The sequence below is a fragment of the Bradyrhizobium sp. genome, assembly GCF_049798375.1.
Taxonomy (GTDB): Bacteria; Pseudomonadota; Alphaproteobacteria; order Rhizobiales; family Xanthobacteraceae; genus Bradyrhizobium.
The window spans coordinates 1-12,228 of record NZ_JBARGP010000520.1; the positions used below are offsets into that span (position 1 = coordinate 1).

Annotated in this window: 12 protein-coding genes and 2 pseudogenes; 6 read left to right on the top strand and 8 right to left on the bottom strand. The window is 64.3% G+C overall.

The window, feature by feature from the left end; all coding sequences use genetic code 11:
• The 4 genes from WA702_RS21060 to WA702_RS21075 all read right to left on the bottom strand — a co-directional run.
• Window positions 1-654: ABC transporter permease (locus tag WA702_RS21060; protein ID WP_425112479.1), on the bottom strand; the 654-nt coding region annotated here is incomplete at its 3' end.
• A gap of 24 nt (window positions 655-678) precedes the next feature.
• On the bottom strand, window positions 679-2,295 hold the full coding sequence (locus WA702_RS21065) for an ABC transporter substrate-binding protein (RefSeq protein ID WP_425112480.1): 1,617 nt from the start codon (window positions 2,293-2,295) through the stop codon (window positions 679-681).
• Between the two features lie 251 nt (window positions 2,296-2,546).
• Entirely contained in the window at window positions 2,547-3,071 is a 525-nt protein-coding gene (locus WA702_RS21070; RefSeq protein ID WP_425112481.1) for a DUF4173 domain-containing protein, read from the bottom strand.
• Window positions 3,065-3,964 (bottom strand): DUF4153 domain-containing protein, encoded by a 900-nt coding sequence (locus tag WA702_RS21075; RefSeq protein ID WP_425112482.1) that lies wholly within the window; start codon window positions 3,962-3,964, stop codon window positions 3,065-3,067. Before WA702_RS21075 ends, WA702_RS21070 begins: the two co-directional genes overlap by 7 nt.
• Window positions 3,965-4,018: 54 nt before the next feature.
• Here WA702_RS21075 and WA702_RS21080 point away from each other — a divergent pair, with 54 nt between their 5' ends.
• The 3 genes and pseudogenes from WA702_RS21080 to WA702_RS21090 all read left to right on the top strand — a co-directional run bounded on the left by WA702_RS21080 (window position 4,019) and on the right by WA702_RS21090 (window position 5,509).
• Window positions 4,019-4,528 carry a hypothetical protein gene (locus WA702_RS21080; RefSeq protein WP_425112483.1) on the top strand — a complete coding sequence of 170 codons (510 nt, stop codon included), beginning with the start codon at window positions 4,019-4,021 and terminating at the stop codon, window positions 4,526-4,528.
• 14 nt (window positions 4,529-4,542) lie between these two features.
• Window positions 4,543-4,779, top strand: a pseudogene (locus WA702_RS21085) (glycoside hydrolase family 3 N-terminal domain-containing protein); the annotation flags it as partial.
• Window positions 4,780-4,921: 142 nt separating this feature from the next.
• On the top strand, window positions 4,922-5,509 hold the full coding sequence (locus WA702_RS21090; RefSeq protein ID WP_425112490.1) for a glycoside hydrolase family 3 N-terminal domain-containing protein: 588 nt from the start codon (window positions 4,922-4,924) through the stop codon (window positions 5,507-5,509).
• Here WA702_RS21090 and WA702_RS21095 read toward each other — a convergent pair.
• Genes WA702_RS21095 through WA702_RS21105 form a run of 3 tightly spaced genes read right to left on the bottom strand, consistent with a single transcriptional unit; the run spans window position 5,474 to window position 8,329 of the window.
• Window positions 5,474-5,761, bottom strand: coding sequence for a hypothetical protein (locus WA702_RS21095; protein ID WP_425112484.1), 288 nt, complete (start codon window positions 5,759-5,761; stop codon window positions 5,474-5,476). The genes WA702_RS21090 and WA702_RS21095 overlap by 36 nt on opposite strands.
• Entirely contained in the window at window positions 5,745-6,608 is an 864-nt protein-coding gene (locus WA702_RS21100) for a 4'-phosphopantetheinyl transferase family protein (RefSeq protein ID WP_425112485.1), read from the bottom strand. Before WA702_RS21100 ends, WA702_RS21095 begins: the two co-directional genes overlap by 17 nt.
• Window positions 6,605-8,329, bottom strand: coding sequence for a cation:proton antiporter (locus WA702_RS21105; RefSeq protein WP_425112486.1), 1,725 nt, complete (start codon window positions 8,327-8,329; stop codon window positions 6,605-6,607). Before WA702_RS21105 ends, WA702_RS21100 begins: the two co-directional genes overlap by 4 nt.
• A gap of 64 nt (window positions 8,330-8,393) precedes the next feature.
• Between WA702_RS21105 and WA702_RS21110 the strand changes: the two genes are divergently transcribed.
• Together WA702_RS21110 and WA702_RS21115 are read left to right on the top strand one after the other, a co-directional pair.
• Window positions 8,394-8,918 carry a DUF3124 domain-containing protein gene (locus tag WA702_RS21110; RefSeq protein ID WP_425112487.1) on the top strand — a complete coding sequence of 175 codons (525 nt, stop codon included), beginning with the start codon at window positions 8,394-8,396 and terminating at the stop codon, window positions 8,916-8,918.
• A gap of 911 nt (window positions 8,919-9,829) precedes the next feature.
• Window positions 9,830-10,726 (top strand): c-type cytochrome, encoded by an 897-nt coding sequence (locus tag WA702_RS21115; protein WP_425112488.1) that lies wholly within the window; start codon window positions 9,830-9,832, stop codon window positions 10,724-10,726.
• Window positions 10,727-10,844: 118 nt separating this feature from the next.
• On the opposite strand, the gene WA702_RS21120 is transcribed toward WA702_RS21115, so the two are convergent.
• A complete protein-coding gene (locus WA702_RS21120) occupies window positions 10,845-11,840 on the bottom strand; it encodes an LLM class flavin-dependent oxidoreductase (RefSeq protein ID WP_425112489.1) in 996 nt (331 codons plus the stop codon).
• A gap of 207 nt (window positions 11,841-12,047) precedes the next feature.
• Between WA702_RS21120 and WA702_RS21125 the strand changes: the two are divergent.
• Window positions 12,048-12,228, top strand: a pseudogene (locus tag WA702_RS21125) (MFS transporter); the annotation flags it as partial.

Consider the following 12,228-nt stretch of genomic DNA (forward strand, 5'->3'; position numbering starts at 1 on the left):
GAGCACCTCCAGCATCGAGGCGCGCATGATGCGCAGATAAATCGCGAGAAAGATCAATCCGAGCGTCAGCGTCGGCAGCACCAGATGGCTCGCGATATCGAGCACGCGCCAGATGCCGGTCCTGACCTCGCCGATGTCCTCGAAGCCGCCGGCCGGCAGCCATTGCAGATAGATCGAGAACACCACAATGGCCATCAGGCCGAACCAGAACGAGGGCGTGGCGTAGAAGATCAAGCCCACGGTCGAGATCAGGGTATCCGGCCATTTGTTGACGCCGCGCGCGGCGATCACGCCGAAGATGAGGCCGAAGAAGAACGCAAATGAAAGCGAAGCGGTCATCAGCAGCAGCGTGGCCGGCAGCCGCTCCAGGATCACGGTCGCGACCGGCTTGCCGTAGATCGCCGAGAAGCCAAGATCGAGCCGCACCAGGTGCCAGAGATAGTTGGCGAGCTGGGCCGGGATTGACAAATCGAGACCGTAGAAGTGGCGCAACTCGCGGGCAGTGGCGGCATCGCCGCCACCCATCTGCGCCATCATCGCATCGACCGTGTCGCCTGGTGCGAACTGCAGCAACAGGAACACGCCGATCAGGATCAGCAGCAGGGTCGGTATCGACGCGGCGAGCCGCCGCCCCGCAAGGCTCAGGATGCGCATGCGTTCATTGTGACCGCATTTGGCTTACGCGGAAAGCCAAAGATCATGCCAGCTCGTCGAGCCCCAGCGTGGGGTGTTGGAATGATTGCGCGCCTTCGCGGTGATCACGGTGACGAAGATCTGCTCGATCGGCATCCACACCGGCAGCTCCGTATTGGCCTCGCGCACGAAGTCAGCATAAAGCGCCTTGCGCTTCACCGGATCGATTTCGGTCGCGGCGTCGTCGATGATCTTGTCGATTTTCGGGTCTTCCCAGCCCCACTGGTTGGTCCAGGGCGCGCCTTTGGGCTGGCCGGAGCGATACCATACCGTGGTTGAGACGGCGGGATCGTTGCGGTACTGGTGCCAGCCGGTGGCGAGATCGAAGGCGTGGTCGTCATAGACTTGCTTGAGGAACCCGCCGCCATCATTGCGGACGATCTCGACGGATATCCCGACCTCGCCCAGGGATTGCTGGATGAAGGTCGACCACAGCGAGATGTCCTCGCCCCAGGGCGCGGGCAACAGCCGCAGCGAGAAGCGCGCGCCGCCGGCGCCCGGCTTGAAGCCGGCTTCGTCCAGCAGCGCGATCGCCTTGGCCTTGTCGTAGGGATATTGCGGCGTGTCCGAGCCGGGATAGAAGTCGGTCGAGGTCGAGGGGATCGGTCCGGTGCCGAGCTTGGCGAAGTCGCCGAGGAAGTTGTCGATGAAGAACGGCACGTTGATCGCGTGCGCGATGGCGCGGCGGACCCGGATATCCGACAGCTCTTTGCGGCGGACATTGAACTCGATGGTGTTGGTGCGGGCGTTGCCTTCATTGCCCTTGGTGGTGACGATGAAGCGCTTGTCCTTGCCGAGGCGCGCCATATCGGAAATGGTCAGGCCCGAGAATGGGCTGTAGTGCAGCTCGCCGGCCTCGAGCTGGGCTGCCGCCGCGGCGCGGTCGGTGATCACCTTCCAGACGATGCGATCGAGATAGGGCGCATTCGGCCGCCAATAGTCCGCATTCCGATCGGCGATGATATATTGGCCGCGCTCGTATTTGACGAACTTGAACGGGCCCGTGCCGACAGGGGCGAGGTTGGCGGGGTTCTGCCTGATGTCGCCACTCTCGTAGATGTGCTTGGCCGACACATAGCCGAGGTCGGGCAAAGCGCGCAGCAGCAGATTCAGCGGCATCGGCCGCTCGTAGCGAAAGATCGCGGTCTGCGGATCCGGCGTGTCGACCGCGGTCAGGAACAGCTGCAGGGTCGATCCGTAATTGAGGATCTTCTTCCACATGTTCATCGCGGTGAAGGCGACGTCTTCCGAGGTGAACGGCTTGCCGTCGTGCCAGGTGATGCCCTTGCGCAAATGGAACGTAATCGTCTTGCCGTCGGACGTGGCCTCCCAGCTCTCGGCGAGTACGCCGACCGGCTGGCCGTTGCCGTCGAGATCGACCAGGTTCTCCTGGATCTTGCCGCCGATGATGTAGACGCCAGTCGAAGCCTGCAGGCTGGGATTGAGCTGCCGCTGCTCGGCACCGTAATGCACGTTGAAGACGCCGCCCTTACGCGGCGTTTCCTCTGCGAAGGCGCGCATTGGATTGATGACATTGGCGGCGATCGCCGCAGAGGTCAGGAGCGCGGTGCGGCGGCTGATTTCAAAACGAGACAAATCCATCAAACTCTCCCGAGAACGGCGAGGCCAATAGCTGACCTAGCTCAAAGCTTACGCGGGGTAGGAGATCAAGTCATTTCTCGCGGCCGCTTCGACCTGCCGCATGGTTAGCATCCTGCGACGGACGACGTTGTCCAGAATAAATTTCCGGATCGCGACGCATCCGCAGCACGAGCGCGGCGTGCTTGCCGGGATTGTTAGCCGATTGCTCGTGTTCGTCCAGTTGTTTGGTTCGTGCAATGATCGACGGGCCATCAGGAGACGGATGTGGAATTATCCCGCGAGGGTTCATCGTGATGGCAACCGTGGATAGGAGCGGTGATAGGAGGATGATCTGAAGTCGTTCTATAGGGCAGGCTAGGCGCGGCGGCAGTAAAGTGCAGCTCGAAGCGGACGCCGCTATCTGTCGGTATCAGCGTGATCCCGCCGCCGGCCGCGCGGCTATGAGCGACATTATAGCTGGCGATCATGGCATCGAAGTCGATGAGCGAGCACACATAGAGAGTCGCAAGACCCGCAATCAGGTTCATCCGGATCAGCCACCGATGCGAGCGGTTCTGCGCGATCCGGATCACGATCAAAACCAGGCCAATCGCGACCAGACCCATCCAAATCCCTGCGGTGACGCGCCAATAGGTCAGCAGATAGATCTCGACGTAGAGCTTCAGACGCAACATTGACGACAGCACCAGCATCACGTTCTGCCCGATCCACAGATACACCAGCGGCCGAAGCAGCTTTGACTGCGTGCTGTCACCCGGCTGAATCGCGATCAGCACGAAGGCTGCGGCGAGCAGCGCGGCAGGATCAGCGGATAGGCGCCGCGATGGGCATAGGCGGCGTAGGTCATGCCCGCGGGCAACGCGGAGTGGCCCCAGAGGTAGGCGATGTCGAGCGCGGTCTGCACCGCGAACAGCAGGTTGAACAGGACCGCCGAACGCAGCACGGTCGGCGGGCTGAACAGATCGACGAGACCCGGGGACGGTTCGATGATTGCGGACGGCTCGAACGCGTTCGGGACCCGTGGAACCTTGTGCCGCCAGCGTAGCGCGATGAACGGCCAGACCACTGACAGCGCGACGATCAAGAACAGCGTGCGCCAGACGTCGAACTGCGTGGTCAGTTGATTCGGCCTGATGGCGGTGAGCCAGTCCTCGATCACCGGATTGGCCTGTGCGAACAGGACGACAAAGGCAGCTCCGAACACGAGCGGCACGAACCGGACCACGAGGCCGCGCGTCAGTCCTGAACCGCGAAGCGCTCTTGCGCCATCCGGCAGCAACCGCAGCGGGCCGGTGACGAAACGTTGACGCAGGTCCGAGAGCCATGTGCGCAGGCCCTCGAACTGCGGATCGGTCAGCAGCGCGATCGTCGTTGTTGATCCGAGCACGAGAAACAGGAACGAGAGCTGGCCGAGCTCTTCGAGCGACGGCAGCAGGCTCGCGACGAAGATCGCGCTCGCGGTCATCATGCGGTGGCGCGCGATCAGCGTGGGGTTGGCGGCGAGCGACACCGCCACCACCGCAGTGGCGAAGATCTCGACCGACAGGCCTAGGCGCTGATTGTAGAACAACGCGTCGGCCAGCGCTGCGAGGCAGATGGCCAGCAATAGCTTGGACAGGCGTTGGTGATCGGCGCGGCTCTCGACAGCCGGCGCGGCGTAATCTGACATGATGGCGCGTCCTCGCATGGTTCGTCGCTGATGGACGGACCATGGCGGAGCGCGGTGCAATCGCGCAGGAGGGCTCGCGCAGGCTTTCAGGATTTGCTTGCAGATTTTGTGCAGGCGCGATTCCGTATCTGGCGCTACGCGCCGCGCTTTGTCAGTCGCGATCCATCTTACCTCGTGAGGTCGATGGATCGCATGCTCAGACGTATCGGCTTTGTGGTGCTGTTGTCGCTTGCGCTGTTTCTCGTTCTTGTCGCCGTTAATAGCAATGAGCCTTATTTGGTGAAGCTGCGCGGCGGTGGCCATATCGCGCTGGTGCTTGCGGCAATCGGCGTGCGCGCTGCTATGATTTGCCGCGGCGCCTGGCGTGGCGGCATCGCGAAGCAGGTCCTGCTCGTCACATGGTGCGTGCCGCTTGTGGCGTTCATCGCGGCGCAATCCGTTTTCGCGATCCGCAATACCAGGCGCTGCACACCGAGGCTGCGGTTGCGCGCTTGCTCGGACGCCATTTCGTGGTCGGCTACGACGATCCTGCGGAAGCCGCCACGCTGGCCGGCAAGGGCCTGATCGCCGGCGTCTATATGACCCGGCACAATGTCGCCGGCCGGACCGCCGCCGAGCTCAAAGCCGAGATCGCCAGCCTGCAAGCCGCGCGCACCGCGGCCCATCTGCCGCCGCTGATCGTTGCGGCCGACCAGGAGGGCGGCATCGTCGCGCATCTGTCGCCGCCGCTGCCGGAGGAGCCGGCGCTGTCGACACTTGCGACCGTGCCGCCTGATCAGCGCCAGGCGCAGGCCAAGGCCTATGGCCGGCGCCAGGGCGCTGAGCTTGCCGGCATCGGCGTCACGCTCAATCTCGCGCCGGTGCTTGATCTGCGCCCGAGCTGGCAGCGCAACCGGCTCGACTTCAACACCTTGATCAGCCAGCGCGATTTCCTGCGATCCCGATGTTGTCAGCGACATCGCCGGCGCCTACGCGCGCGGGCCGGAGGCGACGGGCGTCCGTGCCGCGGTGAAGCACTTCCCGGGCCTCGGCCGCGTGCGTGCCGACACCCACCATTTCGCCGCGCGGCTCGACCCGCCGCTCGCGACATTGGAAGCCAGCGATCGGCGGCCGTTCCGCGACGTGCTGGCGAATTCGCGGGCGGCGCTGATGGTCGGCCATGTCGGGCTCACTGCACTTGATCCGGATCGGCCGGCCTCGCATGCCAAGGCGGTGCTGGAGGGGCTGATCCGCAGGCAGTGGAACTACCAGGGTGTCATCATCACCGATGATCTGGTAATGGGCGCGATCTATGGCGGCGACGTCTGCCAGGCCGTGGTCGAGGCGCTCAATGGCGGAGCCGACCTGTTGCTGGTCGCCTATGACGGTGCGCAACTCTATCGCGTGTTCGGCTGCGCGCGCCGCGCGCTGGCCCGCGGCGAACTCGACCTTGCCATGCTCAGGGCCAGCGAAGCGCGGCTGCGGCGCTGGTCCGGGGAGGGAGGCCGCAGCCACCGCGACCGTATCCCATCAGCGTGGCCCGTTCGCGTCCCAATTGCCCCATGACACGCTGGACAGGCTGCGCAAATCGGTGCCGAGTGGCCGCCGGGTCTGCTTCTCATGCTGGCCGACGATCTGCTCGGACTCGCGGATCTTGTCCCTGAGTTCTGCGAGCTGCCGCCGCGCTTTGTCCACTGCCCTCTGATCCGAGCTCTGGCCGACGGTAAATCTGGTCGTCTCGATCTGCTTCAGCTCCGCGCGGTGCTTCTTCAGCTGTGCGCGATGCCAGGCGATTCTGCTGTCACTGTCCGCAACCATGCTGCACTCCTCGATTCGGCAAGAGTAAACAAGCGAATCCTGATTCGCGACCCTTTCGCGGTTCGGGCCGCCTGCGACCTGGAACCCGCATTCCCGCCCTCCTTGACCTCCGCTCCGCCACGACCCGGCCATCGCTGCCGATCCGCAAAGCGGTCGTCACCAACCGCATCGGCCGCGAGGCATCCTGCCGGATCGCGAGCGCCATCGCGTGATGTGCGGTCGGCTCCAGCTCCCAGAAGGTCCAATGGGCGGCCGCGTCGGGATCATCCGGCTGGAATGTCACCGCGACCGGATCGAGCGCAAACGAGAAGCTGTCGAGCGCCCGCTGCAGGCCCTCACCGGTGGTCTTGATCAGCGTCTCCTTCAAGGTCCACAGCCGGAAGAAGGTCCGCATCTGCTGCGCTGGCGGCATCCCGCGCAACAAGTCGACCTCGGCGGAGCTGAAGGAGTGCTCCGCAACGTCGAACCCCGAGCGGCGCGGCTCCATCCGCTCGACATCGATGCCGATCTCGGCGCCCGTCGTGATCGCGCAGGCGACCAGGCCCTTGGTGTGCGAGAGGTTGAAGCTGAGCCCGTGATGGCCGCGCGCGGGATCGATGCGCGGCTTGCCATGCGGCCCGGCCACAAACCGCCAGCCGGATGCCGGCAGGCCGCCGGTCTCGGCGAGGGCGCTCCGCAGCAGCCAATGGGCGGCGGTGTAGATGATGCGGTCGCGCTCGAAATAGAAGCGGTCGGCGCGGGCGAGCTCGTCTGCGTCGAGGCATTGGCGCCAGTCGGCGAGCAAAGCGGGCGGGGGTGCGTCGACCTCCATCAGCCAGACATGGATTTCGTTCGGCGCGGAGTTCACGGCAGCACCTCGCGGCGCTCGACCAGCATGGTATCGATCTCGGCGCGCCGCTCGCTGAGCAGGCCCGCATCGGCTGCCTTGATCAGGTCGAGCAGCACCGTGGCGTCGCTCAGCCGCGGCACTGTGACGTAGTCGGCACCGGCGTCGTAGAGGTCTTTCACGTCGGCAAGCAAATCCGCGGTGGCGACGATCTTGGCGGTCGCATTGATGCTGCGGACATGGCGCACCAGCCTCTCGTTGTTGGCGCCCTTGAGCAGCGAGTCCGGGATGCTCAGGATGATCAGCTCGGCCTTGCCGATACCGGCGTGCACCAGGGTGTCGACATGGCTGATATCGCCATAGGTCACCTGGATGCCGCGCTCCGACAAGGTGCGGAATACGACCGGGTTGAAATCGACCACGCCGATCTGCGACAACAAGGTAGGATGCTTGCGCTCGATCTCGCTGAGCAACGCGCTGGCGGTTCGGAAGAAGCCAAGGATGACGACGCGGCGTGCGGCGGCATGGCTGTCCTCCGCCTCATCTGTTGCGGCGATCCGGCCGAGATCGCGCAAGCCAAGCTGCTTCAGCCGTGGAATCGCCCGGCGCACGATCGGGTCCGAGCGCACGATCGCAAAGGTCGAGAGCACCGCCAGCACGACGAACGCGAAGGAGGCCGCGCTCGAAGTCGCGCCGCGCAGGTGGCCGGCGGCGATGCCGGTCTGGATGATGACCAGCGAGAATTCGCTGATCTGCGCCAGGTTGATCGCAGGCAAAAGGCTTGCGCGCAGTCCCTGCCGCATCAGGTAAAGCGGCGCGAATGTCGTGATCAGCCGGCTCGCCACCGTGAACAGCGCGATGACCAGCGCCAGCCCCACCACCGAAAGGTTCGGGATCGGGATCGTCATGCCCAGCGCCACGAAGAACAGCGTGATGAAGAAGTCGCGGAGGCTCGTGACCTTGGCGGTGACGTCGAGCGCGTAAGGGAAGGTCGAGAGCGAGACGCCTGCGATCAGCGAGCCCATCTCGCGCGAGAGCTGCAGCCGTTCGGCGATCTCGCCGATCAGGAAACACCAGGCCAGCGCGCCGAGCAGGATCAGCTCCGGGCTGCGGGCGATGCGGCGGAACAGCGGCGGCAGCACGTAGCGGCTGAGCAGCAGCGCGGTGGCGACCAGCGCGCCGGCACGAACGAAGGACAGCAGGATGACGCTGAGATGCAAATCGTCGAGGCTCGGCTGCACCGCCAGGAACAGGATCGCGAACACGTCCTGCAGCACCAGCACGCCCAGCGTGATGCGGCCGGGCAGGGTGTCGAGCTCGTGCTTCTCGTACAACACCTTGACGATGATGACGGTCGAGGACAGTGCGCAGGCGATGCAGAGATAGAGCGCGTCATAGCTTCCGCCGCCGAGCCGCATCCCGATCGCGATGAAGAAGATGAGACCGAGCGCCGCGCCACCGAGCAACTGGACGCCGCCGGCGATCAGGATCACCGGGCCGGCGCGGATGATCTTCTTCAGGTCGATCTCGAGCCCGATCATGAACAGCATGAAGATCAGGCCAAGCTCGGAGATCACCGAGATCGAATCCTGGGACTTGACCCAGCCGGCGCCGAAGGGGCCAATGGCGAAGCCCGCGACCAGATAGGCAAGAATCGATGGCTGCCGCAAAAATTGCGCCGCGAGCCCAAGCACCCACGCAAACAGGATGCACAGAGTGATATCGCCGATCAGTTCATGCATGAAACCATCCCCACCGCCGCAAATTAGGCATAACGGCGCGCGCCGCAAAGCCGCAATCTGTCACATGCGGGGCGCAGCCCTTGCTTTGGCGCTGCTGGGCGGCTCGGGCGCAGGCGCGGCTGCGGCGGAGCCCGCCTCGAGCCTGGAACAGAATTTTGCGGATTCGTTGACGGCGCTGCCGGCCGAGCCCGCCACCGTGTCGGGCGCGTTCTATGTGCCGGTCTATTCCAGCGTGGCGATGACACCAGGCAAGATACGCGCGGATTTCTCGGTCACCTTGAGCGTGCACAATGCCTCCGAAACCCAGCCGCTGATCCTCAAGCGCATCGACTATTTTGACACTGCGGGTGCGCGGGTCGAAGCCTATCTGAAGCAGCCGGTCGCGGTGAAGCCGTTCGGAACGATCGAGATCTTCATTCCGGTCAAGGACGTCCGCGGCGGCACCGGCGCGAATTTCGTGGTCGCCTGGGCCGCGACCGCTGAGACCGCCGAGCCCGTCGTCGAGGCGCTGATGGTCGGCGGCATCGGCAGCGGGCATTACGCCTTCATCAGCCAGGGGCGCCCGATCAGGCTGGTGGGGAGCAAGTAGGACTATCATCGCGGGGGTCGGCTGGGCGATCGTGTATGCCGCGGTAACATGGCTCCCTCCGCATCGTCGTTGCGAGGCGCTCCTGCGCCGAAGCAATCCAGATCCTGGTTACGCGACGCTGGTTTGCCTCATGGAGGCGGTCATCGGCCGCGCGGCCCCGTTGGCTCGCAATGACGGTGAGGCATGACTTCACGCTCTCGCCACGCCATCCGCGTTCGAGTGTTGCATGGCGTTTGACCCTCCCGACGAAGAGGGCGCAGGGAATGCCGGATGCTGGCCGCACCCATGGCCCGCCTGCAGAAAAAAATGCAGGCGGCAGGTACCACAGGTTCAGCCGAAACAGCCGGCATTCCCCGCGCGATGGCCTTACGGTTTATACGCGCTCTCCTTGGGGACCGGCTTGATTGCCCCCTTGCGCAAGGCGTGAACGCATTGCGCACGGCCTCAGCACCGGGAGGCCAGAACCACACGACTTCACCGTCCGCATCGAGCCGTTCGTCCAACGGCATCAACGCGTCCATCGCATCCCGCACTCGACGTCCGTGACGACGCGTACGCCCCCTCAGTGAGGCGGGACGGGGAGGGAGTATACATGATTTCTGTAAAAGCGAAAGAGAAATCTCAAACGAATTAGCGGATCTGGAGTATGGAATTGAAGTGGCTAGCGAAATTGATGTTTATGCGCAGATATAGTTGGAGCTCGCGGGTTTGGCGGACCAACCAAACTGATCTCACGCCAAATCTCGATCGATCTTTCCTGCGCAGCCGGATGAGCAACGGTCTTCGGGTTGCACCCGTAACACAAAATGGACGTGACGACCTCAACGGGCATCGCATTATGTGTGATGAATCAGGTAGGGATTAATTCTCGTCGACGAGAGTCGGGGGTTGCCTTGGATGCAATGCACTTGATGCCTGCGCGGTGGCGGCGCCGCGCGCTGATAGTCTTGATCGCCGGTCTCGCCAGCGTTGGAATTGATGCGGCGACGGCTGCCGAGACGCCCGTCGCGCGCGGGTCCTATCTGGTCAACACCATCCTGGCCTGTGGCAATTGTCACAGTCCGCGCGACAATGCAGGCGCCGCGATCGCGGACCGCGCGTTCTCGGGCGGCTTGACGATTTCGACGCCGGCCTTTACTGCGACCGCGCCCAACATCACGCAGGATCGCGACACCGGCATCGGTGACTGGACCGACGCTGAGATCAAGCGGGCGCTGCTCGAAGGCACCCGTCCGGATCACGGCGAACTAGCTGGCGCGCCGCTTGCGGCGGCGATGCCTACCGGGTTCTACAAGGCCCTGCTGCCGGCCGATCTCGACGCCATCGTCGCCTATCTGCGCACGGTCAAGCCGATCAAGAACCGGGTCCCGCCGCCCATCTACACCGCCCCGGTTCGCCGCCAGCCCTATCCAGAGGCCGAAGCCGGTTTCGCCAACGCCGATTTCACCAATCCGGTCCGCCGCGGCGCCTATCTGGTGACGATCGGCCATTGCATGGAGTGTCATTCGACCTGGTCGGCGGGTCGCTCCGATTTCGTGAATGGACTGGGACATGGTGGGCGGCCGTTCGGGCCGACGCTGGTCCATGGTCTGGGCGCGGACTGGCATGGCGTGGTGGCGCCCAATATCACCGGCGCTTCCGCCGCGGGGCTCGGCACCTGGTCCGACGCGGAGATCGACAATGCCATCCGGCACGGCATTGCGCGCGATGGGCATCGGCTGTTGCAGCCGATGGCGTTCGTATTCTATGCGGGCCTGCGTGATGGCGACGTCGCCGACATCATTGCCTATCTTCGAACGTTACGTTGAGTGCAGCTTGCGGCACGCGTAGCCCGATATTCGGGATTGCCGCTGCTGTGGTTCCGGATGTCGCTGCGCTCATCCCGGCTACAATATCGAGCAACGCGCGACGCGTGATTGGACCGTTTCACGCAGCCGGCTTGATCCCCGCGGCCTCGGCGATCAGCTCGAACGAGCGCAAGCGTGTCGCGTGGTCATAGACGTCGGACACCACGATCAGCTCATCGGCCTTGGTTTCCTCGACCAGTGCGTCGATGCCGGCACGGACGGTCTCGACGGAGCCGACGATCGATCGAGCGAGCATGCGCTGGGCCTGCTGCTTTTCCGATCCCGACCAATAGCTTTCGATATCGTCGATCGGAGGCTGACTGAGCCCTCGGGCACCGCGAAAGATGTTGGTGAACGACATCTGCTGCGTCGTCGCCAACCGCTTCGCGACATCATCGCTCTCGGCCGCGACGATGTTGACGCCGACCATCGCATAGGGGCGATCGAGCTGTTCCGACGGCTTGAAGCGCGCGCGATAGATGTCGAGCGCCGCCAGCAGATGCTCGGGCGCGAAATGCGAGGCGAACGCGTAGGGCAGCCCCAGTTCGGCCGCGACCATCGCGCCGAAATGGCTGGAGCCGAGAATCCAGAGCGGCACCTCGGTGCCTGCCGCGGGCACCGCCTGGATGCGCTGGTTGGGGCCGGCCGGCGCCAGGAAGGCCTGCAGCTCGAGCACGTCCTGCGGAAAATTGTCGGCGGCGTCGGGCGTCCGGCGCAGGGCGCGCAAGGTCATCTGATCGGTGCCGGGGGCGCGCCCGAGGCCGAGGTCGACGCGACCTGGAAACAGCCGCGCCAGCGTTCCGAACTGCTCGGCGATCACATAGGGCGCATGGTTGGGCAGCATGATCCCACCGGCGCCGATACGGATCGTGCTGGTGCCCTCGGCGATATGGGCCAGCACGATCGACGTGGCGGCGCTGGCGATGCCCGGCATGTTGTGGTGTTCGGCAACCCAGAGGCGGTTATAGCCCCAGGCTTCGGCGTGCCGCGCCACATCACGTGCATTGTTCAGTGCGCCGCGTGCGTCGGTTTCCTGCGTGACCCGGACCAGATCCAGGATGGACAGCGTCGTCATTGATTCTCCGGGCTTGGTCGACACGCATCGCGCGGCGTTCCCGGTCTATCTATTCGCCTTCGCGGCATCTGCAAGCGCGCCGGTGTGAGCACCTTGCGTCCGCACCATGTCGAATCTGCACGCCTGATCACGCAATTGCGTGACTGGTGATGAGGAACGAGGGCATTGATACGATCGTTCCGATAATGAAGTGCAAGTGAGGAAACGATGCTGGGACCGGAGCTCGCGACGCTACGCGTCAAATGGATTCAACGCGTCGCGCTGGCGCTCCTGGTCATCGCAGGCGTCGTCAATTACATCGACCGCGCCACGCTCGCGGTGGCCAATCCGCTGATCCGCAACGAGCTCGGGCTGTCGATTGCGGATATGGGCTATCTGCTCTCCGCCT